This is a genomic window from Comamonas denitrificans (assembly GCF_042654745.1).
GTDB lineage: Bacteria > Pseudomonadota > Gammaproteobacteria > Burkholderiales > Burkholderiaceae_C > Comamonas > Comamonas denitrificans.
This window is the reverse complement of sequence record NZ_JBHSEY010000051.1, coordinates 1-22,013: the sequence shown is the minus strand read 5'-3', so window position 1 is coordinate 22,013 and position 22,013 is coordinate 1. Positions and strand designations below refer to the sequence as shown.

20 protein-coding genes and 1 tRNA gene are annotated in these 22,013 nt (G+C 62.0%); 14 read left to right on the top strand and 7 right to left on the bottom strand.

Annotation, left to right across the window (positions count from 1 at the left end):
- Positions 1-43: 43 nt before the first annotated feature.
- Positions 44-1,300 (top strand): DUF2130 domain-containing protein, encoded by a 1,257-nt coding sequence (locus ACFO24_RS11185; RefSeq protein ID WP_377738411.1) that lies wholly within the window; start codon positions 44-46, stop codon positions 1,298-1,300.
- A gap of 35 nt (positions 1,301-1,335) precedes the next feature.
- Here ACFO24_RS11185 and ygiD read toward each other — a convergent pair whose 3' ends face one another.
- The 3 genes from ygiD to xseA all read right to left on the bottom strand — a co-directional run bounded on the left by ygiD (position 1,336) and on the right by xseA (position 4,388).
- Positions 1,336-2,199: a 4,5-DOPA-extradiol-dioxygenase gene (gene ygiD / locus ACFO24_RS11180; RefSeq protein WP_377738410.1), complete on the bottom strand. Its 864-nt coding sequence runs from the start codon at positions 2,197-2,199 to the stop codon at positions 1,336-1,338.
- Between the two features lie 95 nt (positions 2,200-2,294).
- Entirely contained in the window at positions 2,295-2,879 is a 585-nt protein-coding gene (locus ACFO24_RS11175; protein ID WP_207575857.1) for a superoxide dismutase, read from the bottom strand.
- Between the two features lie 201 nt (positions 2,880-3,080).
- Positions 3,081-4,388 carry an exodeoxyribonuclease VII large subunit gene (xseA, locus tag ACFO24_RS11170; protein ID WP_377738409.1) on the bottom strand — a complete coding sequence of 436 codons (1,308 nt, stop codon included), beginning with the start codon at positions 4,386-4,388 and terminating at the stop codon, positions 3,081-3,083.
- Positions 4,389-4,475: 87 nt separating this feature from the next.
- Here xseA and ACFO24_RS11165 point away from each other — a divergent pair, with 87 nt between their 5' ends.
- From ACFO24_RS11165 to adk, 6 genes are all read left to right on the top strand, one after another.
- Complete coding sequence (locus ACFO24_RS11165; RefSeq protein ID WP_207575859.1) at positions 4,476-5,099, top strand: MotA/TolQ/ExbB proton channel family protein; 624 nt, start codon at positions 4,476-4,478, stop codon at positions 5,097-5,099.
- 45 nt (positions 5,100-5,144) lie between these two features.
- Positions 5,145-5,570 (top strand): biopolymer transporter ExbD, encoded by a 426-nt coding sequence (locus tag ACFO24_RS11160; protein WP_207575867.1) that lies wholly within the window; start codon positions 5,145-5,147, stop codon positions 5,568-5,570.
- Positions 5,571-5,667: 97 nt separating this feature from the next.
- Positions 5,668-6,642, top strand: coding sequence for a tetraacyldisaccharide 4'-kinase (gene lpxK / locus ACFO24_RS11155; protein WP_377738412.1), 975 nt, complete (start codon positions 5,668-5,670; stop codon positions 6,640-6,642).
- 16 nt (positions 6,643-6,658) lie between these two features.
- Entirely contained in the window at positions 6,659-6,850 is a 192-nt protein-coding gene (locus ACFO24_RS11150; RefSeq protein ID WP_207575861.1) for a Trm112 family protein, read from the top strand.
- Positions 6,847-7,635, top strand: coding sequence for a 3-deoxy-manno-octulosonate cytidylyltransferase (kdsB, locus tag ACFO24_RS11145; protein WP_377738407.1), 789 nt, complete (start codon positions 6,847-6,849; stop codon positions 7,633-7,635). Before ACFO24_RS11150 ends, kdsB begins: the two co-directional genes overlap by 4 nt.
- Before the next feature lie 269 nt (positions 7,636-7,904).
- Positions 7,905-8,561: an adenylate kinase gene (gene adk / locus ACFO24_RS11140; RefSeq protein ID WP_377738406.1), complete on the top strand. Its 657-nt coding sequence runs from the start codon at positions 7,905-7,907 to the stop codon at positions 8,559-8,561.
- A gap of 230 nt (positions 8,562-8,791) precedes the next feature.
- Here adk and ACFO24_RS11135 read toward each other — a convergent pair whose 3' ends face one another.
- Positions 8,792-9,787 (bottom strand): asparaginase, encoded by a 996-nt coding sequence (locus ACFO24_RS11135; RefSeq protein WP_377738405.1) that lies wholly within the window; start codon positions 9,785-9,787, stop codon positions 8,792-8,794.
- Between the two features lie 66 nt (positions 9,788-9,853).
- Here ACFO24_RS11135 and lexA point away from each other — a divergent pair, with 66 nt between their 5' ends.
- A complete protein-coding gene (gene lexA / locus ACFO24_RS11130) occupies positions 9,854-10,489 on the top strand; it encodes a transcriptional repressor LexA (RefSeq protein ID WP_377738404.1) in 636 nt (211 codons plus the stop codon).
- A 30-nt stretch (positions 10,490-10,519) separates the two neighbouring features.
- Here the strand turns inward: lexA and ACFO24_RS11125 are convergent, their stop codons facing one another.
- A complete protein-coding gene (locus tag ACFO24_RS11125; RefSeq protein WP_377738403.1) occupies positions 10,520-12,928 on the bottom strand; it encodes a Tex family protein in 2,409 nt (802 codons plus the stop codon).
- 300 nt (positions 12,929-13,228) lie between these two features.
- Here ACFO24_RS11125 and ACFO24_RS11120 point away from each other — a divergent pair, with 300 nt between their 5' ends.
- A complete protein-coding gene (locus tag ACFO24_RS11120; protein ID WP_377738402.1) occupies positions 13,229-15,424 on the top strand; it encodes a type IV pilus assembly protein FimV in 2,196 nt (731 codons plus the stop codon).
- 47 nt (positions 15,425-15,471) lie between these two features.
- Here ACFO24_RS11120 and mnmH read toward each other — a convergent pair whose 3' ends face one another.
- Positions 15,472-16,524: a tRNA 2-selenouridine(34) synthase MnmH gene (gene mnmH, locus ACFO24_RS11115; protein WP_377738401.1), complete on the bottom strand. Its 1,053-nt coding sequence runs from the start codon at positions 16,522-16,524 to the stop codon at positions 15,472-15,474.
- Between the two features lie 129 nt (positions 16,525-16,653).
- Between mnmH and selD the strand changes: the two genes are divergently transcribed.
- Positions 16,654-17,718 carry a selenide, water dikinase SelD gene (selD, locus tag ACFO24_RS11110; RefSeq protein ID WP_377738400.1) on the top strand — a complete coding sequence of 355 codons (1,065 nt, stop codon included), beginning with the start codon at positions 16,654-16,656 and terminating at the stop codon, positions 17,716-17,718.
- Between the two features lie 18 nt (positions 17,719-17,736).
- On the opposite strand, the gene ACFO24_RS11105 is transcribed toward selD, so the two are convergent.
- Positions 17,737-18,327, bottom strand: coding sequence for an IMPACT family protein (locus ACFO24_RS11105; protein WP_377738399.1), 591 nt, complete (start codon positions 18,325-18,327; stop codon positions 17,737-17,739).
- Positions 18,328-18,419: 92 nt separating this feature from the next.
- Between ACFO24_RS11105 and ACFO24_RS11100 the strand changes: the two genes are divergently transcribed.
- The 4 genes from ACFO24_RS11100 to ACFO24_RS11085 all read left to right on the top strand — a co-directional run bounded on the left by ACFO24_RS11100 (position 18,420) and on the right by ACFO24_RS11085 (position 21,966).
- A complete protein-coding gene (locus ACFO24_RS11100) occupies positions 18,420-18,890 on the top strand; it encodes an Lrp/AsnC family transcriptional regulator (RefSeq protein WP_207574250.1) in 471 nt (156 codons plus the stop codon).
- Between the two features lie 70 nt (positions 18,891-18,960).
- Positions 18,961-21,255, top strand: a complete 2,295-nt coding sequence (locus ACFO24_RS11095; protein WP_377738398.1) for an NADP-dependent malic enzyme — start codon at positions 18,961-18,963, stop codon at positions 21,253-21,255.
- 157 nt (positions 21,256-21,412) lie between these two features.
- Positions 21,413-21,502 (top strand) — tRNA-Ser (locus ACFO24_RS11090).
- Positions 21,503-21,630: 128 nt separating this feature from the next.
- Positions 21,631-21,966: a hypothetical protein gene (locus ACFO24_RS11085; RefSeq protein WP_377738397.1), complete on the top strand. Its 336-nt coding sequence runs from the start codon at positions 21,631-21,633 to the stop codon at positions 21,964-21,966.
- The last annotated feature ends 47 nt before the right edge of the window (positions 21,967-22,013 follow it).

Sequence of the window (22,013 nt, the reverse complement as noted above, 5' to 3'; positions counted from 1 at the left end):
CCGCCTGCCGAGTTTGAGCGGCGTCACTTCCTGAGGCTCCAAGGTGTCTAGGAAATCCTGGGCGATTCACAGCGAGCTGCAAAAAGCAGCCGCAGCCAAGGATGCTGAAATCCAGTCATTGCAAGCCAAGGTGACCTCAGCCAAGCAGGAGCAACAACTGGCGGTAGCCCAGGCACTGAGCAGTGTTGAAAAGAAGCGCGACGAGCTGGCTCACCAGTTGGAGCAAGCCAAGCGCGACAACCAAGCTGCTACCGCCTTGGCGCAGGCCCAACGCATTGCAGATCTGCAGCAAGCGGAAGCTGCCAGCGCAGCCGAAATACAGGCGCTGAAGGCGCAGCTGGACGCTGCGACAAAGGAGCAGCAACTGGCCGTCACCCAGGCGCTGAGCACGGTTGAAAAGCAGCGGGATGAGTTCAAGAGTCGCTTTGAACAAGCGCAGCTGGAGAAGCGCCTTGCTGAGCAGTCGCTCAAGGAAAAGTACGAACTCCAGATCAAAGAGCGCGAAGACGCCATCGAGCGCCTGAAAGATCTCAAGGCCAAGCTCTCAACCAAGATGGTGGGCGAGACGCTGGAGCAGCACTGTGAGACAGAATTCAACCGGTTGCGTGCCACAGCTTTCCCTCGCGCGTACTTTGAAAAGGACAACGATGCCAGCAGTGGCAGCAAGGGCGATTACATTTTCAAAGAATCGGACGATGCGGACACCGAGATCGTGTCAATCATGTTCGAGATGAAGAATGAAAGCGACACGACCGCCACCAAGAAGAAGAACGAAGACTTCTTCAAGGAACTAGACAAAGACCGCTCTGAAAAGGGTTGCGAATACGCTGTTCTTGTCTCACTGCTGGAGCCCGACAGTGAGCTCTATAACACTGGCATCGTGGATGTGTCGTACCGCTACCCCAAGATGTATGTGGTGCGCCCACAGTTCTTCATCCCCATCATCACGCTGCTGCGCAACGCCGCGCTGAATTCGCTCAAGTTCAAGACCGAGCTGGCATTGATGAAGTCGCAAAACATCGACATCACCAACTTCGAAAGCCAGCTGGAGGGCTTCAAGGAGGCCTTCGGCAAGAACTACGACTTGGCTTCTCGACGCTTTCAAACCGCCATCGACGAAATCGACAAGTCGATAGACCACCTGCAAAAGACCAAGGATGCCTTGCTGGGTGCCAACCGTAACCTGCGACTGGCCAACGACAAGGCGCAGGATGTGACGATCAAGAAGCTGACCCGGGGCAACCCCACCATGGCCGCTAAGTTTTCCGAGCTGAAGCAAGTGGCCAAAGATAGGGAATAACAATATGGAAAAACTGAAGATGCACTCTCCTACCCTCACCCCTGTGCGCTTGGCGCTGTGGCATCCCACACCACCGAGCGCATACCAATCGAGGCCATTTGAAACCCAGCATTGAAAAAGCGGGGGCGATCGCCCGGCACCACCGCTGCAGCCGCGTAAAGCAGCGGCAAGAAATGCTCGTGCGTGGGGTGGCAGACCTCGGTGATATCCCCCCATTGGGCAAACTGCACCAGCGGCTGCACATCGCCCGCCAGGATGTGATTGGCCACGCGGTCATCAAACTGCAGCGCCCAGCGGTAGGTGGCATTGAGGCCCATGCCCTGGCGCAGGGTGGACAGGTTGTGCACCACATTGCCACTGGCCACCAGCAGCACGCCGCGCTCGCGCAGCGCGGACAGTTGCTGGCCCAGCGCCCAGTGCTCGGCAGCAGGGCGGGTGATGTCCATGCTCAGTTGCACCACGGGGATATCGGCCTGCGGAAACATGGGCTGCAGCACGCCCCAGGCACCGTGGTCCAGGCCGCGCTCCCAATCGACGTTCAGCGGCTTGCCTGTGGCCGGATTTTTTAACGCCGCCGCCAATGCCGGGGCCAGTGCGGGGGCCCCCGGGGCGGGGTAGCGGCACTGGTACAGCTCAGGCGGAAAACCACCAAAATCATGCAAGGTGGCCGGTTGCGCGGCCCCACTCAGCGCCCAATGGCCGCCGGTCAGCCAATGCGCAGAGATGCACACAATCAACGTTGGGCGGGGAAAGCGTTGCAACAATTCTTGCCCCAGATCGGCCCAGGTTAAATGCCAAGCGTTTTTTTCAATGGCATTCATGGGACTGCCATGGCCGACAAAGAGCACCGGCAAGCGTGGGGTGACGGGGAGCAAATCGGATAACAAAGCAGCAGTCATACCCATGATTACAACAAAAATACACCAAAAAAAACCCGCTGACGCAGGCCAGCGGGTGGAGCCGAAGGGGAGTTCTTCAACGGTTAAGGCTGAGCTCAGGCGGCAAAGTTGGCCTGGGCAAAATCCCAGTTGGCCAAGTGGTTCAAGAACACTTCAACAAACTTGGGACGGGCATTGCGGTAGTCGATGTAGTAGGCGTGCTCCCACACGTCCACCGTCAGCAAGGCCTTGTCGGCGGTGGTCAGGGGGGTGCCTGCTGGGCCGGTATTGACGATGTCCACGCTGCCATCGGCTTTTTTCACCAGCCACGTCCAGCCCGAGCCAAAGTTGCCCACGGCCGATTTGGTGAATTCTTCCTTGAACTTGTCAAAGCTGCCCCACTTGGCGTTGATGGCCTCCAGCAACGCACCGGTAGGAGCGCCGCCGCCTTGGGGCTTCATGCAGCTCCAGAAGAAGGTGTGGTTCCAGATTTGCGCCGCGTTGTTGTAGATGCCGCCGGAAGATTTTTTGATGATCTCTTCCAGGCCCATGTTTTCAAACTCGGTGCCTTTTTGCAGGTTGTTCAGGTTCACCACATAGGCGTTATGGTGCTTGCCGTGGTGAAACTCCAGCGTTTCTTGGCTGTAGTGGGGGGCCAGTGCGTCGATGGCGTAAGGCAGAGCGGGCAGGGTATGTTCCATGGTGTTCCTCTTGATGGTTAGAAATTGTGAGAAAAAAACTGCAGGTTTCTTTGCGTTAGCACTAAGTCAGCACTAAATTTGATTTAACGCAAAAAGTCGCCAACCGGTTAATTGTAGGCACAAGCACACACTTTGGCTGACCGCCCCGGATAAAAAGCGCCAGGTGCCACAATCGGCGGCAACCCGGCTGCAACCCAACTTTTACAGCAAACGCGGTTGCACTACGGTTAAATCCAAACGGCCATCGGCCAATTGCGCTTGCAAAGCCGTACCGACCGGAGCGCTGCCTACCGAAGATACCACTTGCCCCTGGGGGGTGGTCAGCCACGCAAACCCGCGCTGCAGCACGTGTTCCGGGTTAAGTAGCTCCAGCCGCTGCGTCAGCAGCGCCAAGGCTTGGCGGCGCTGCTGCAACTGGCGTTGAAAATTTTTATGAAAATTGGCCTCTAACGCTTGCTGGGTAAGCGCTGACTGCTTCAATTTTAATTGAACGGCTTGCGCCATTTGCTGGCCTTGGCGCTGGCACAGCAAGCGCTGGGTTTGCAGCGCCTTGCCCGGCTGCCCCAAGCGCAGGGCCAGTTTGTCCAGCCACTGCTGCTGGTTTTGCAAGCGCTGCTGCAGCAAGCGCTCGATGCGTTCTGCCCAAGCCTGCAGCTGCAGCAGGCAATCGGCGCGGGCCGGGGCCACCAGCTCAGCGGCGGCCGTGGGGGTGGGCGCGCGCACATCGGCACAAAAATCGGCAATGGTGAAATCGGTCTCGTGCCCCACGCCACTGACCAGTGGTACCGGGCTTTGCACAATGGTGTGGGCCAGGGTCTCATCGTTAAAAGCCCACAAATCTTCCATCGAGCCGCCACCGCGCACCAGCAAGATGGCATCCACCGGGGGGTGCGGGCCCGGTTGCTGCGCCAGCGCGTACACCTGGTGCAAAGCCGCCACCAAAGAGGCCGGCGCTTGCTCCCCCTGCACCAAGGCGGGCACCAGCACCACCGGCAAATACGGGGCCCGGCGCTGCAAGGCGGTCACCACATCGTGCAAAGCAGCTGCCCCCAGCGAGGTCACCAAACCAATCCCCCGGGGCATGGCGGGCAAGGGGCGCTTGCGCTCCGCCGCAAACAGGCCCTGCGCTTGCAAACGCTCTTTCAGGCGCAGGAACTGCTCCATCCAGCTGCCTTGCCCGGCCCGCTGCAATTTTTCGACAATCAGCTGCAAATCGCCACGCTGCTCGTACACACCCAGCTGGCCTTGCAGCTCGACCAAATCGCCATCGCGCGGAGAAAAATCCAGGTTTTGCGCAGCACGGCGAAACATGGCGCAGCGCAGTTGGCCGGTGGCATCCTTGATCGAAAAATAGCAATGCCCACTGGGCGCACGGGAAAAGCCGGCGATCTCCCCCCGCACCTGCACGGGGTTGAAGCGCGCCTGCAAACTATCGGCAATGGCTTGGCACAAGGCCCCCACCGCCCATACGGGCGCAGCACCGGGGCCATTCAAAGAAGCTTGATACATAAGAAAACCGGTAAAACGGCAAAAGCACCTTGTCAGGCAGTGATAATCAGCGGTTGATTTTCACCTACACCACGCGGAGAGAATACGTTGCTGACCATCATCCAAGCCGCTGGCTGGCCCATCTGGCCCCTGATTGCCTGCTCTATTTTGGCCTTGGCGCTCATTGTGGAGCGCTTTATTTCGCTCAAAGCCAGCAAGATCGCCCCCGAAAATCTGCTGCAAGAGGCCATCTCCGTCTCGCGCCAAGGGGTTCCCAGCGAGCAAGTGATTGCCCAATTGGCCCAAAACAGCGCCCTGGGCGAGGTCTTGGCCAGCGGCCTCAAGGCCATCGGCCAGTCCAGCCAGCAAGAATACCTGCAGGCCCAAATGGAGACCGCCGGCCGCGCCGCAGCGCACAAGCTGGAGCGCTACTTGGGGGCCCTGGCCACAATTGCTTCGGCCGCCCCCCTGCTGGGCCTGCTGGGCACCGTGATTGGCATGATTGAGATTTTTGGCTCGCAAGCGGGCGGCGGTGCGGTTGGCAGCGGCAACCCGGCGCAACTGGCCCATGGCATTTCGATTGCGCTGTACAACACCGCTTTTGGTTTGATCGTGGCCATTCCGGCACTGATTTTTTGGCGCTACTTTCGCGCCCGGGTCGATGGCTATTTGCTGCAGCTGGAGCTGGCCAGCGAGCAATTTCTGCACCACTTGTTGCAACTGCGCCGCTAAACGGCCCCGCCCGCAGAACCCGCAGGAGGACAAGCGCCCATGGCCATCAACTTTCGCAAGCGCCGCACCGAAGAGCCTGAGATCAACCTGATCCCCTTCATCGATGTGCTGCTGGTCATCCTCATCTTTTTGATGCTGACCACCACCTACAGCAAATTCACTGAAATGGAATTGACCCTGCCCAGCGCCGATACCGAGCAGCTGCGCGACCGGCCCAAAGAAGTCATCGTCAGCATCGCCGCCGATGGCCGCTACGCCGTGGGTAAAGATGCGCTGCAAGACCGCAGCGTCGAGGGCATCGCCAGCGCCCTGACCCGCCATGCCCCGGCCGGCAAGGACAGCATCGTCATCATCAGCGCCGATGCCAATGCACCGCACCAATCGGTCGTCTCGGCCATGGAAGCGGCGCGGCGGGCCGGGCTGTCGCAAATTACCTTTGCCACCCAAGCGACCTCCGCTGCAGGCCAATAAGCAGCCAGCCACCCTCCGCGCTGCCTTGCCCAATCGCCCACCGCCCCCCCCCGCCCCCAGTGGCCAGCGCTCCCCATGGCAGCGCCGGGGCCTGGGGATGCGCCTGCTGTGGCCACTTTCGCAGCTGTACCGGGCACTGCAGGCTTGGCATGCCCGCCGCCAGCGCCCCATCCACGCCGGGGTGCCCGTCATCGTCGTGGGCAATGTGATTGCTGGCGGGGCTGGCAAAACCCCCGTCACCCAAGCCGTGGTCACCTATTTGCAGCAACACGGCTGGCAGCCGGGCATTGTCTCGCGCGGCTATGGCCGCCGCACCACCGATTGCCGCCAAGCCCTGCCCGACAGCCCCGCCCATGAAGTGGGTGACGAGCCCGCCCTGCTGGCCCGCACCACCGGCGCACCGGTCTTTGTGGCCCGCCAGCGCATCGAGGCCGTGCAGGCCTTGCGGGCGCACTACCCGGCCACCAACATCATCGTCAGCGACGATGGCTTGCAGCACTTGGCGCTGGCCCGGGATATTGAGCTGTGCGTTTTCAACGAGGACGGCATCGGCAACGGCTGGCTGCTGCCCGCTGGCCCGCTGCGCGAACCCTGGCCACGCCCAGTCACCGCCACGCTGTACGCAGGCCAACCACCCCAGCCCATGGGCAGCGCCCCGGCGTTTGCGCTGCAGCGCCGCTTGGCCCCCACGGCCTACAACGGCCTGGGCGAGCACATTGATTTACTCACCCTGGCCCAGCAACCCGTAGAAGCCGTAGCCGCCATTGCCCGCCCTGGCGCATTTTTTGCCATGCTCCAGGCCCAAGGCATCCCCTTGGCCGCCACCCAAAGCCTGCCAGACCATGCCGACTTTGCCCATTTTTCACGCCAGTGCGGCCACGACATCCCCTTACTCTGCACCGAAAAAGATGCCCGCAAGCTGTGGTGCCAGCACCCCCAGGCCTGGGCCGTGCCGCTGCAATTGCAGCTGCCGGCAGACTTTTGGGATTTGCTCGCGCGCGAATTGGCCAAGCTGCCGCCCACCAACAGCCCGCCAGAGCACGTGAACGCCACTACCATTGGCCCTTTTTAGACAAACTGAGCGCACTATGGATGCCAAACTTCTCGAACTGCTGGTCTGCCCCGTGACCAAAGGCCCCCTCACCTACGACCGCGAACACCAAGAGCTAATCTCGCGCAGCGCCCGCCTGGCCTACCCGGTGCGCGATGGCATTCCCATCTTGCTCGAAGGCGAAGCCCGCACCTTGAGCGACGATGAACTCCAAGCCCTGGCCCCATGAGCTTTCACGTTTTGATCCCGGCGCGGCTGGCCTCCGCGCGCCTGCCAAACAAACCCCTGGCCGACATTGGCGGAGCCCCCATGGTGGTGCGTGTTGCCCAGCAAGCGCTGCGCAGTCAAGCGGCCCAAGTGGTGGTGGCCGCTGACAGCGCCGCCATTGCCGATGCCTGTGCCGCCCACGGCATTCGCGCTGTTTTGACCGACCCCGACCACCCCAGCGGCAGCGACCGCTTGGCCCAGGCCTGCGCCCTGCTCGGCCTGGACGGCGATGCCATGGTGGTCAATGTGCAAGGCGATGAGCCGCTGATCGACCCGGCACTCATCAACGCCGTGGCCCAGGTGCTGGCCCACACCCCGCAAGCGAGCATGGGCACCGCCGCCCACCCAGTGCATAACCTGCAGGATTACCAAAACCCCAACGTGGTCAAAGTGGTGTGCAACGCCCAGGGCCTGGCCCATTACTTCAGCCGCGCCCCCATCCCTTGGCACCGCGACCAGGCGGGTACGCAGTGGTGGGATGGCAACAGTGCCGCTGCCGGTGCCACCTCCTTTGCACCGCTGCGCCATATCGGCATCTACTCCTACCGTGCCGGGTTTTTGCGCCAATTTCCCACCCTCCCCCCGGCCCCCACCGAACAGGTCGAGGCCCTAGAGCAGCTGCGCGCCCTGTGGCACGGCCACGCCATTGCCGTACACACTGCCGCCCAGGCTCCTGGCCCAGGGGTGGACACCCCCGAGGATTTAGCACGAGTGCGCCATCTTTGGGCGCAAACAGCATTAAATTAATAGCTGCTTCCGCTTTAAAAACAACGTTTTCAGACACTTTAAACCCTGAAATGCTGATTATCCAAGCGGGAAAAGCTCTTTTAAATAAAGCAACCGCCTTCTCTGCTGCGCCAGTCCCAGCGATTGGTGCTTGCAAAAGCCATGCTGCAGTGCAAAATTTGTAAGGATTTTTCAAAGAAGGCCGTGCTATCCTTTGCCCCGCCTTGGCATGGTCACTGCAGCGCGGCGGGCATGTTCATAAAAAATTTCAACACTTCACGAGGAAATCCATGAGACTCATCCTGTTGGGCGCCCCCGGCGCTGGCAAAGGCACCCAAGCTGCTTTTATCTGCGAAAAATTTGGCATTCCCCAAATCTCCACCGGCGATATGCTGCGTGCCGCTGTAAAGGCTGGCACCCCCCTGGGCCTGCAAGCCAAGGCGGTGATGGATGCGGGGCAATTGGTCAGCGACGAGCTCATCATCAATCTGGTGAAAGACCGCATCGCCCAGCCCGACTGCGCCAAAGGCTTTTTGTTTGACGGCTTCCCCCGCACCATCCCCCAGGCCGATGCCATGAAGGCCGCTGGCGTGAAGCTGGACTACGTGCTGGAAATTGACGTGCCGTTCGAGGCCATCATCGACCGCATGAGCGGCCGGCGCAGCCACCCCGCATCGGGCCGCACGTACCACGTCAAATTCAATCCCCCAAAGGTCGAAGGCATTGACGATGTCACCGGCGAACCCCTGGTGCAGCGCGAAGACGACAAAGAAGAAACCGTGAAAAAACGCCTGCAGGTGTACAGCGACCAAACCCGTCCCCTGGTCGATTACTACTCCAACTGGGCCAAAGCCGAACCCCAAGCCGCCCCCCAGTACCGCGCCATCAGCGGCACGGGCAGCGTTGAAGAAATCACCGCACGTGCCTTTGCGGCACTGGGTGCTTAGAACGTGTTCACGATTTCCGCGCGAAGGGGTGCGGGATGCGGATCGGGATGGGCTGCAAGGCGCAAACCACAGACATAGCCGTAGCTATGGCGAGGATTTGCAACGCCGCAGACCGCCCGAAGCCGCGCCCGCACACCCATGAGGAGATCGTGAACACGTTCTTAGAACCCCTGGCCACGCCATGTGGCCTTTGCGCCAAAAAACCAAGCCCCTGTTCGCAGGGGCTTTTTTTATGGCGAGGGCCTAGGGACAGAGGGCGACATGCAGCGCAGCATCAAGCTGATGCGGGCTTTGAGCGGCGGCAAGTCCACCACCTCGGCATCGTCTTGGCCCGGCGCTTGCACGATGCGGCCCTCAGCGCAACGGGTGGTACGCACAATCGGCACCCCCGCCGCCCGCGCCCGCTGCAGCGCCGGCAACCACGCTGCATGCACCGTTCCATTGCCGGTGCCCGCCACCACCAGGCCGCGCACCCCGGCAGCCACCAAGGCATCCACCCCCTCGGCCCGCGCCCCGGCATGGCTGGTGACCACCTCCACCCACGGCCAGGGCAAAGGGGGCAGGGGCACGGCATTTTTAACCACCACCTGCTGCGGCAGGCGCTGTGCCCAGCGCAGCCGCCCCTCCTCCACCCACGCCACAGGCCCGGCGGGGGCCGAGCTCAACGCATGCACCTGGTAGGCGTGGGCTTTGCGCACTGCAGCGGCGCTGTGCACCTCCCCCGCCGCCACCACCAGCACCGGCTGGCCTGCCTGCGCCCAGGCCAGCGCCCCCCCATCCGCCGCACAGGCCAAGGCATCGCGCAGATTGGCCGGGCCATCGGCCGATAAGGCACTGGCCGGGCGCATGGCACAGGTCAATACCACCGGCTTGCCCGCAGGCAGCACGCACTGCAAAAACCAAGCGGTTTCTTCCAAGGTATCCGTGCCGTGGGTAATCACAATAGCGGCCACCTGCGGATCGGCCAGTTGTTGCCCGCACGCCTGGGCCAAAGCCAGCCAATCGCCATCGCCGATGTCTTTGCTATCGAGTTGGCGCACCTGCTGGGGCCGCACCACACAACCCGTCGGCACCGCAATGCCCCCCAGCAAGTCTTGCGCCGCAATTTGCCCCGCTTGGTAGCCCACGCCGCTGGCACTGCCGGTACCGGCAATCGTGCCCCCCATGCCCAGCAGGGCCAGGGTGTTGGCAACGGTGCTGGCGCTCGTCCTGGTGTTTTGCCTCATGGCTGCTTGCATCCCCAAACAAACTGGTTAAAAATACAGTGACTGTACAAATTCACAGGAACCACCATGGCCCTGCCTAAACTCACCGCCCGCCAGCAAGAAGTGTTGGAGCTCATCCAAACCTCCATCACCGCTACCGGGGCCCCCCCCACCCGGGCAGAAATTGCCCAGGCACTGGGCTTTAAATCGGCCAATGCCGCCGAAGAGCACCTGAAAGCCCTGGCCCGCAAAGGCGCCATTGAGCTGGTCAGCGGCACCTCGCGCGGTATCCGGTTGCGCCTGCACGCCGCGCAGGAGCAGGTCACCCAACTGGCCAGCACCTTGGTCCTGCCCCTGATTGGCCGGGTGGCCGCTGGCTCGCCCATTCTTGCGCAGGAGCATATTGACACCACCCACAGTGTGCCCGAGAGCATGTTTGAGCGCCGCCCCGACTACCTGCTGCGCGTGCGCGGCATGTCCATGCGTGACCTGGGCATCCTCGATGGCGACTTGCTCGCCGTGCAGGCGACCCAACAAGCACGCAGCGGCCAGATTGTGGTGGCGCGGCTTGATGATGAAGTCACCGTCAAACGCCTGGAGCTGTTGCCCAGCGGTGCCCGTCTGCACCCGGCCAACCCCGATTACCCCATCATCGAAGTGCGCGATGCGGAAAGCTTTGCCATTGAAGGCTTGGCCGTTGGCTTGGTGCGCCCCGGGCTGTAAGAACGTGTACACGTTCTAAGCGCCGGGGTGTTACTTTTTCAAGCCTTGTAGCTTGGCAAAGGCCGATGCCATGGCGCTGTGCCCAGCAGCCCCGCTGGGCTGATGATCGCGGCGCTCGCCACGGTCACCGCGCCGCGCGGGCGCATTGCTCCCCCGGCCTGCAGCTTCAAAACGATTGTCACGCGGGCCATCACGGCGGGCGGGGGCAGCGTCCAGCTTCATCGTCAGGCTGATGCGCTTGCGCGGGGCATCCACCTCCAGCACTTTGACTTTCACAATCTGGCCGGTTTTCACCACCTCGCGGGCATCTTCGACAAACTTGTGACTCATCTGGCTGACGTGGACCAAACCGTCCTGGTGGACGCCCAAATCGACAAACGCCCCAAACTGCGCCACGTTGCTGACGGTACCCTCCAGCACCATGCCTTCTTTTAAGTCGGCAATGCTTTCCACCCCGTCATTGAAGCGAGCAACGACAAAATCAGGGCGCGGGTCACGGCCTGGCTTTTCCAGCTCACCCAAAATATCGCGCACCGTGATGGCACCAAAGCGCTCATCGGCAAACTGGGCGGGGTTGAGTTTTTGCAACTGTTCGCTGCGCCCCATGAGCGCCTCGATCGGGGTCTTGGTGGCCTGCAAAATTCGCTCGACCACGGGGTAAGTTTCGGGGTGAACACCGGTCATGTCCAAAGGATTGACCCCACCGCGAATGCGCAAAAACCCTGCCGCTTGTTCAAAGGTTTTGGGCCCCAGGCCGCTGACTTCGAGCAATTGCTTGCGGCTTTGAAAGCGCCCATGGGCATCGCGCCAGCGCACCACCGATTTGGCCACCGTGGCCGACAGGCCCGACACCCGCGCCAGCAGTGGGGCCGAGGCGGTATTCAAATCCACGCCCACGGCGTTCACACAGTCTTCCACCACACTGCCTAGCTGGCGGGCCAAATCGCTTTGGTTCACATCGTGCTGGTACTGGCCCACGCCAATGCTTTTGGGGTCGATCTTGACCAGCTCGGCCAGCGGGTCTTGCAAGCGCCGGGCAATGCTGACCGCACCGCGCAGGCTGACATCGACATCCGGCAGCTCCTGGCTGGCGAACTCGCTGGCCGAATACACCGAAGCACCCGCCTCGCTCACCACTATCTTTTGTAGAGCTGCTAGCGCTTTACCAGATTGCGCTTGCGCCGTTTTTTCTACCAATTTAATCACATCGGCTGCCAGCTTATCGGTCTCACGGCTGGCGGTGCCGTTGCCAATGGCAATCAGCTGCACGCCATGGCGCTGCACCAGGGCGGCCAGGGTCAAGACACTGCCCTCCCAATCGCGGCGCGGTTCGTGGGGGAAGACCGTGGCGGTCTCCAGCAGCTTGCCGGTGCTATCGACCACGGCCACTTTCACGCCGGTGCGAATCCCAGGGTCCAACCCCATCACAGCCCGAGGCCCGGCGGGGGCGGCCAAGAGCAGGTCGCGCAGGTTGTCGCCAAAGACTTTGATGGCCACGGCCTCGGCAGCTTCGCGCAAACGGGTAAACAGGTCGCGCTCAATGGACAGGCTCAGCTTCACGCGCCATGTCCAGGTGACGCATTTGCGCAGCAGGTCATCGCTCTTGCGGTTTTGGTGGCTCCAGCCCAGGTGCAGAGCAATATGGCCTTCGGCCAGGCTCATCTGCCCCGGAACAGGCTCTTGGGGCTGCACCAGCTTGGCATCCAAAATCTCCAGGCTGCGGCCCCGAAAAACGGCCAGCGCCCGGTGCGAAGGAATGCGGCCAATGGGCTCTTCGTAATCAAAATAATCACGGAACTTGGCCACTTCGGGCTCTTGCTCATTCTTGCCTGCCACCAGGCTGGAGCGCAGCAGGCCATCGGCCCAAAGCCATTCGCGCAGCTTTTGCACCAGCGCCGCATCCTCAGCCCAGCGCTCGGACAAAATGTCGCGCACGCCATCGAGTACGGCTTGGGGGGTAGAGAAATCCGGGCCTGGCTTGCCATCGTCAAGCACCGTGGCCGGCTGGCAATAGGCTTGGGCGTGTTCGTGGGGATCGAGCGTGGGGTCGGCCAGCAACTGGTCGGCCAGCGGCTCAATGCCGAACTCTTTGGCAATTTGGCCTTTGGTGCGGCGCTTTTGCTTGAACGGCAGGTAAATATCTTCCAGCTCTTGCTTGGTGGCCACTTGGGCAATCGCCAAGCGCAAGGCATCGGTCAGCTTGCCTTGCTCATCAATGGCTTTGAGCACGGTGCCGCGCCGCTCATCCAGCTCGCGCAGGTAGGCCAGGCGCACTTGCAGCTCACGCAGCTGGGCATCGTCCAGCCCGCCCGTGGCCTCTTTGCGGTAACGGGCAATAAACGGCACCGTCGCCCCGCCATCCAATAATTCCACGGCCGCCGTCACCTGTGCGGCCCCCACTTTTAACTCGGCGGCAATTTGCCCAATAATTTTTTGCATGCGCTCATGTGCCCAAAGCACGCTGAAAACCAGAAAGGGGGCGAGTTTGCCACAGCGCTGCCCAAGAGCCAGGGCTGCAACGGGCGCTTGCCCACAAGAAATATGCGCTGCATACAAAGCCCCGCTGCAGTCACCACCGTGCCATAGGAGGCGCAAAAGCGACGATAGCATCCGCTTATTAAGGCATTCAGCGCAATGCAAAGCATGTCAAAATGTTTCCACTGGCTCTTCACAAAAGAGCAAAAAACTTTCAGGCAAAGTCGCTGAAACGTCACGAAAGAACAAAAGAGGGCCGCACGCGTGCGATTAAGAAATCAATTTCTAGGGATAGCTTGCCTTACCGCAGCAGCGCAGGCGTGTGCCCTGACCCTGGGCACGCCACAAAACCCCGTGGTGCTAGGGGCACCGCTGGATGTGCGCATCACCATCGTTCCCGATCCCGGCCAGACGCTGGACAGCAGCTGCATCCAAGCCCAGGTGATGCAGGGCGAGGTCTCCACCCCCGTCCGCACCACCTTGATTGCACCACAGACCCTGCGCATTCGTTCGCAACAAGCCATCAACGAACCCCTGGTCAGCCTGACGGTCAGCGCTGGCTGCAGCGGCCAAATCTCGCGCAGTTACACCCTGTTTGCCGACCCCCCGCAGCTGCTGCCAAGCACGCAACCCGCCGCCGCGTTGTCGCCAAGCCCTCCCCCAGAAAAAACCGCCAAGCGCCCGGCACCCGCCCCTAAAGCGGCCAAAGCGGCCCAAGCCCCCAGCGCCAAAGCCCCCACGGCAACGGCACGCCCGGCCCCCAAAACCACCCCGGCCCCGGCCCCCAAGGTAGCGCCTGCACGCACGCCACCGGCCGACCCGGCGGCAGCGGCCCCGCTGGCCCTGAGCATCACCGCATTGGACAGCGCCCGCCCGGTGCTGCGCATGGACACGCTGTTTTTGTTTCATGACGGGGAGGAGGGAGCGGCCGCCAATCGGGGCGAATCGACGATTGCCCTTGCGCCCGCCGATACCGCCGCCATTGAAAGCGAGCGCCTGCTGCAGCTACAAACGCAGCTGTCCAGCCTAGAAGAACAACAGAAAAAAAGCCGCGCCGAAATCGCTGGGCTGACGGCTGAATTGGCAGCCGCCAAAGCGGCTAACACCCTGCCCCTGTGGCTTTACCTGCTTTTGGCCGTGCTCACAGCGGCGCTGCTGGCCATTGCCTACTTGCTGCAGCGCCTGCGGGCCGAACGCCAGCACGCTGCCAGCGATTGGCACCAAGCCGTCCGCAGCGCATACGCCCCCGATGCTGAAGAAAAATACATAGCATCCACCGTTGAAGAAGAAACACAATACAGCGTAGAAACAGTAAAAAACCCCACCGTAGAAGCGCCAGAAGCTCCTACTAAGCAAGCCAGCCCTGCCCCCGCCCCGGCAGAACCTGCGCCCTCGGCCCCCATCGCAGTGCCCATCCAGCCCAACGCTTTTTTCCTGCCCCAAGCGGACAACCACCTGAACGAGGGCGACAGCGCCGAGGCTCCGTCGGGCTACCTGACGGTCACCACCCAAGACTTTCTGGACACCCAGGAGCAGGCCGAGTTTTACGCCTCCATTGGCGAATACGATGAGGCCATCATCCTGCTGGAAAACCACATCGAGAAAAATCCCAAAGCCTCCCCCCTGCCCTACCTGAAGTTGCTGGAGTTTTTCTACCAACTCAGCCGCACCGAGGCCTTTGAAACCACCCGACGCGCCCTGGAGGCGGTGTTCAACATCCAAGCGCCCCGCCTGGAAAATTACCACGCGCCCAGCGCCGACTTGCTCGAAGGTGCCGTGCCCCTGCTCACGCAAATTGAAGCCCTCTGGCCCACCGACGATGTGCTGGCCCTGATGGGCGGGGCCATCCACTACCCGACAACAACCCCCCAGCTGGCCCAGCCCCTGGACCGCCTGCCGCCCACGGCGTTCCAGGAACTGCTCCTGCTGTACGAAATTGCCGAACACACCACAGCCGATCAACGCGGCAGCACCATTGCCCGCAGCAGCACCATCGCCGCCGCCCAGCGCAGCTTGGCAACCGACAACAGCCGCCTGGCGCAAGACAGCAGCGCCGCCGCGTCCGCACTGGCAGCCACACCGCTGCTGGATGTGCCCCACTTGGCGGGCAGCCTGGAGGCCGATCTGCCTGACAACCTGCTGGGTGATCTGCCTGGCGATTTGCCGAATGATTTCCCTCATGATCTGGCCGAATTTTCAGCCGTGGTGCCGCCGCCCCCATCGCCCAAGCAGCCGCCCCAGGCCGAGGCCAGCCTGCCGCCAGCGCCTTTTGAAAACACCGACAACGCCCTCTTGACCGACTTTGGCCTGGACTGGCCCTTGCCCAGCAGCGGCGAGGCCGACAGCGCCGCGCCCACCGCGCCTGCTGGAGAAGTGCCCCCACCCTCCTTCGACATGGAGGGGCTGGATTTTGACAACTTCGAGTTCAAACCCAGCACCCCGCCAGAGCCCAAACCCTAGCCCTAGCGCGCCAGTTCAGCCCGCAGCGTGCTGCCTGCTGACAGCCATCAGTGCATATTTTTCAGCACCTGCCGGGCCAAATCCACAATGCCAGCTTCGCTTAAGCTGCTGGCCTGCACCGACTGGCGCTGCGCCCACTGCTGAAAGTTGCGCGCTTGCGAGCGCAGGTACTGCGGGTCGTAGTGCAAGGCCATCAGCTCGGCAAACAAATTGCGGAAATCACCCGCCTGCGCCCAGGCTTGCCAGCGGGCAATGGTCTCTTTGCCCTGCAGCTCTTTGAGCAAGGCCAGCCGCTGGCACAGCAGCGGCACATCGTCCCCCAAATAGGCGTAATCGCGCAGCAAAAACGCCAGCCGCACCTCAGGCGTGGCTTGCACCTCCAGCACGGGGGCGCTGCGCATCTGGGCAATCAGCTCCAGCGGCACAGCCAGGCGGCCAATCTTGGCGCTCTCGCCCTCAATGAAAATCGGCTGGGCCGTATCCAGCTGCTCAAGGGCATGGAGCAGCTGCGTCTCAAACGCTTTTTGGCTGGGCTGCTCCACGCCGGGCACCGCTCCAAGCAGCGACCCCTTGTGACAGGCCAGGCCCTCCAAATCGAGCACCTGCGCCCCTTGCGCCTGCAGGGCATGCAGCAAGCGCGTTTTGGCACTGCCCGTGGCCCCGCACACCACCCGCAGCCGCAATTGCGGCATCCGCTGGCGCAACTGCTCCACAACGTGGTGGCGGTAGGCTTTGTAGCCCCCCGTCAGCTGCTGCGCATCCCAGCCCACCATGCGCAGCCACGTCACCATGGAGCCGCTGCGCATCCCCCCGCGCCAGCAGTACACCAAGGGCTTCCAGTTCGCCGGGCGATCGGCCAACGTGGTGGTTAAATGCCGGGCCAAGTTGGCGGCCACCCAGGCGGCACCCAGCCGCTTGGCGGCAAATGCGCCTTGCTGCTTGTACAGCGTACCAATGATGGCCCGCTGCGCATCGTCGAGCACCGGGCAGTTGATCGCCCCCGGAATGTGGTCAAGGGCAAATTCAGCAGGGGAGCGGGCATCAATCACGGTGGTAAACCGGGCAATCTCGGTAACACGAACAGGCTGGCGCTGGGACATTTAAAAAGCCATCAGGTAAAAATGAAACAACCGCCATTGTCATAGCCCCGCCCCCCTGGGTCCCTGAAGAGGGCGTAAAACTTGAACGCTACAATTTGCCCCATTTTTACTGCGCCCCTTGTGCCTGCCATGTCTGAAACCCTTGCTACTACCACCGCTCCCCGTTTAACTTCGCTCTCGCATGGCGGTGGCTGTGGCTGCAAAATTGCCCCGGGCATCCTGGCCCAACTGATTGGTCAAAGCACCCTGCCCACCCAATTTTTTCCAGATTTATTGGTCGGCACCGAAACGGCCGACGATGCTGCCGTCTATCGCATCAATGAGCACCAAGCGATTGTGGCGACGACCGATTTTTTCATGCCCATCGTCGATGACCCGCACGACTTTGGCCGCATCGCCGCCACCAATGCGCTGTCGGATATTTACGCCATGGGGGCCACGCCGCTGATGGCGCTGGCCATTGTTGGCATGCCGATCAATGTGCTGCCGCACAGCACCATTGCGGCCATTTTGGAAGGTGGGGCCAGCGTCTGCCGCGCTGCGGGCATCCCGCTGGCGGGCGGGCATTCGATCGACTCGGTCGAACCCATTTACGGGCTGGTGGCCATTGGTATCGTGGATCCCCGGCAACTCAAGCGCAACGCCGATGCCCAGGCGGGCGACGTGCTGATTTTGGGCAAACCGCTGGGCGTGGGCATTTTGTCGGCCGCGCTCAAAAAAGAATTGCTCGATGCCACCGGTTACGCCGCCATGATCAGCGCCACCACCCAACTGAACCGCCCAGGCCCCGATTTGGCCCAGTTGCCTGGCGTGCACGCCCTGACGGATGTCACCGGCTTTGGCCTCCTGGGCCACGCGCTGGAGATGGCCAAGGGTGCCCAGCTCACCGCCTGCATTGATGCTGCCGCCCTGCCGCTGCTGCCGGGCATTCAAACGTTTGCCGAGCAGGGCGTGGTCACCGGTGCCTCCGGGCGCAACTGGGCCGCGTATGGCGAGCACGTCGTGCTGGGCGAGCACATCAGCGCCAGCCAGCGGGCGGTGCTGACCGACCCGCAAACCTCCGGCGGCCTGCTGGTATCGTGCCGCCCCGAAGTGGCTCCGCAGGTTTTGGAAATTTTCACCCGCCATGGCTTTAACGCAGCCCGCGTGATTGGCACGATGCAAACGGGCCCGGCCCAAGTGCAAGTCCAATAAGCGCGGGGCGCATACCACCTACCAATGCTCCAGCCAGGCCACCCGCCCCTGGCCAGCCTCGTTGATGCGGGTAGCTAGGCTTTGCATAGCATCTTCCGCTATCTGCCACTGCATTTTTACCTGAGTTTGATGCTCAACAGCAAGCAATACAGCCGCTGACTGCTCTAGTTGTCTGCGCATCCAGCCCTCCAGGGCGTAGGGCACAGCGCATTGCTGGGTACACAAGCGCCGCAGTGGCACTTTTTCAGCGCGCTGCAGGGCCTGGGCCACCGCATCGGTATAGGCCCGCACCAAGCCGCCGGCCCCCAGTTTGACTCCGCCGAAATAGCGCACCACGGTGGCCAGCACCCCTTCCAAATCGTGGTGGCGCAGCACCTCCAGCATCGGGCGGCCCGCGGTGCCACTGGGCTCGCCATCGTCCACCGCCGCCGACTGCCCGCCCGCCAGCAAGGCCCAGCAAATGTGCGTGGCATCTGGGTGCTGGGCCCACAGCTGCTGCACCACCGCCTGGGCGCTGGCGCGGTCGGCCACCGGCTGAATGCACGCAATAAAGCGGCTTTTTTTAATCACCAATTCGTAATCAACAGAAGAAAAAATCGTACTTGCCATGGGGGCAAAAGCTTAAGCGCAATCGGCCCCACACACCAACAAGAGCGCGCAGCAAACAATAAGCACGCCATGGGCAAGGCACAATTGCACCCATGGATTACCGCTTAGACGACATTGACCGCCAATTGCTGCGCCTGCTGCACATGAACGCCCGGGCATCCACCGCCCACCTGGCGCGGCAGATGAATTTGGCCCGCACCACCGTGGTGGCCCGCATCGCGCGTCTGGAGCAAGAAAGCGTCATCGCCGGCTACGGCGTGCGCCTGGGTGAACGCATGGAGCAAGCGGCCGTGCGGGCCTACTGCGGCATCCGGGTGCAGCCCAAAATGGCCCCCTCGGTGATGCAGTCACTCAACCGCCTGGTCGAAGTCGAAGAAGTCTCTGCCGTCAGCGGCCAGTACGACTACATGGTGTTTTTGCGCTGCGAGAGCAACGAAAAGCTCGATGCCCTGCTCGATCGCATCGGCATGATTGACGGCATCCAGCAGACCTACACCTCGGTGGTTTTAAGCCGCAAAATCGACCGCCGCTCCACCGCCCCCGTCGGGATGGGCAACGCTTGATTCCCCCCACCTTTTTGCACCCCATTCACTGTTCACTGTTCACTGTTGAATCACAAAGTACGAAGCCCCCATGACCCAATCACTCACTCCTGCCGAACAAACCCTGCGCGATGCTGCGCGTGACTACCACAGCCACCCAAGCAAGGGGAAAATCTCCGTCACCCCCACCAAACCGCTGTCCAACCAGCGCGACCTGTCCCTGGCCTACTCGCCCGGTGTGGCCTACCCTTGCCTGGACATTCAAGCCGACCCCAGCAAAGCCTTTGACTACACCGCCCGAGGCAACCTGGTGGGGGTGATCACCAACGGCACCGCCGTGCTGGGCCTGGGCGATATTGGCCCGCTGGCGGGCAAGCCGGTGATGGAAGGCAAGGGCTGCCTGTTCAAAAAATTTGCCGGGGTGGATGTGTTTGACATCGAGCTGGACGAGCGCGATCCGAACAAACTCATCGACATCATTGCCGCCCTGGAGCCCACACTGGGCGGCATCAACCTGGAAGACATCAAAGCGCCCGAGTGCTTCTACATTGAGCAAGAGCTGTCCAAGCGCATGAACATCCCCGTCTTTCACGACGACCAGCACGGCACGGCCATCATCTCCAGCGCCGCCTTGCTCAATGGGCTGGAATTGGTCGGCAAAGACATTGCCCAGGTCAAAGTGGCCGTCTCTGGCGCAGGGGCCGCGGCCATTGCCTGTGTGAACGTCATGCTGGGCTTGGGCGTGCGCCGCGAAAACGTCTTCATGTGCGACTCCAAAGGCCTGATCTATGCCGGCCGCCCTGGCACGCTGGATGCCTCCAAAGCCGCTTTTGCGCAGGCCACCGAAGGCCGCACTCTGGCCGACGCGGTAAACAATGCCGACGTTTTCCTGGGCTGCTCAGCCCCCGGCGTGCTGACGGCGGACATGCTCAAAACCATGGCCGACAAGCCCATCATCCTGGCCCTGGCCAACCCCGAGCCAGAAATCCGCCCTGAGCTGGCCAAAGCCGTGCGCCCCGACTGCATCATCGCCACCGGCCGCTCGGACTACCCCAACCAGGTGAACAACGTTTTGTGCTTCCCCTACATCTTCCGGGGCGCTTTGGACTGCGGGGCCACCAAAATCACCGAAAGCATGAAGCTGGCCTGCGTGCGCGAAATTGCCGCTCTGGCCAAGCAGGACGTGAGCGACGAAGTGGCCGCCGCCTACCAGGGCAAAGAACTCACTTTTGGCCCCGATTACCTCATCCCCACGCCCTTTGATACACGCCTGATTTTGCGCATTGCCCCGGCGGTGGCCCAGGCGGCCGAGGAATCGGGGGTTGCCACCCGCCCCATTCCCGATTACGCCGCCTACCGCGAGCACCTGACGCGCTTTGTGTACCAAACCAGCATGATCATGCGCCCGGTGTTTGCCGCCGCCAAAGCCACCCCCCAGCGCGTGGCCTACGCCGAGGGCGAAGACGAGCGCGTGCTGCGGGCCGTACAAACCGTGGTCGATGAAAAGCTGGCCCGGCCCATCTTGATTGGCCGCCCCGAAATCATCGCCACCCGCATCGCCAAGGCGGGCCTGCGCCTGCAAGCCGGGGTGGATTTTGAGCTGTGCGACCCCGAGGACGACCCGCGCTTTCGCCAGTACTGGGAGGCTTACCACCGCATCATGGGCCGCAACGGCGTGACCCCCGAAACAGCGAAAAAAGTGCTGCGCCGCTCCAATACCCTGATTGCCACCATGATGGTCAAAATGGGCGATGCCGATGCCATGCTGTGCGGCCTGGTCGGGCGCTTTGACCGCCACCTGGCGCACCTGGAAGGCGTTTTAGGCCGCAAGCCCGATGCCCAGTGCCTGGCCACCGTCAATGCCTTGCTGCTGGAAGGGCGCACCCTGTTCATCGCTGATACCTACATCAACGAAGACCCCAGCGCCGAAGAACTGGCCCACATCGCCTGGATGGCGGCCGAAGAAGTCCAGCGCTTTGGCATCCCGCCCAAGGTGGCCTTTGTTTCGCACAGCAACTACGGCTCCTCCACGCGCAAGTCGGCGCTCAAAGTGCGCCAGGCCCGGGACTTGTTCTGCGCCCAGCATCCGCACATTGAGTGCGACGGCGAAATGCACGGCGATGCCGCCTTGGACGAAAGCGTGCGCGGGCGCGGCTTGCTGGAGTCGTCCTTGCACGGAGAAGCCAACATCCTGATCTGCCCCAACCTGGATGCGGCCAATATTTTGTTCAATGTACTCAAAACCACCGTCTCCCACGGCACCACCATTGGCCCCGTGCTGATGGGCGTGGCCGACTCGGCCCACATCATCACGCCATCGTCCACGGTGCGCCGCATCGTCAATATGACCGCCCTGGCGGCCGCCAAAGCCCAGCAAACCGGCTAAACCAGCCTGCACCTGCTGCACAAGCGAGCGGATTTCCCCCGTTCAGCTTGTGTAGAATGGCGCTCCTTGTAAAGCGTGGCAAAGCGGTTGCAGGCACACCCTGCTTGAACACTTTGGTTCAAGCGGTGCCGCAAATGCTTGGCACGCCACGCCATTGGGTGGGTTGGCAGAGCGGTTGAATGCACTAGTCTTGAAAACTAGCAAGGATGTAAGTCCTTCCAGGGTTCGAATCCCTGACCCACCGCCATCTTTGGCCAGAAGTAACACGGGCAGACGTGAGAAAACTCTCTGCGGGCAGTGTCAAAAACCATGTGCGGCAGCAGCTGCCTGCCCTGACCCCGTTGCGCAACCCAGGCTTTGCCGCCTGCACCCGCCATGCCTTCGACTGCACGCCGCCGCCCTGGGTTTGATCAGCGCGGCCTTTATGCCTATCCCGAGCACTTGCGCGAGGCGGTGCAGCAAGCGCCAGCGGCCCCGGGGGTGTACGTGTTCCATGCGCAGGGTGATCGCCTGCCGCTTTACATCGGCAAGAGCATCAATTTACGCGCACGTTTGCAGTCCCACCTGCGCAATCCTGACGAGGCGCGCATGCTGCGCCAAGCCACCCACATCACCCACATTCGCACTGCAGGAGAGATCGGCGCTTTACTGCTGGAAGCGCAAATGATCAAGCAGCAACAACCCCTGTTTGAATCGCCCAGGATTTCCTAGACACCTTGGAGCCTCAGGAAGTGACGCCGCTCAAACTCGGCAGGCGG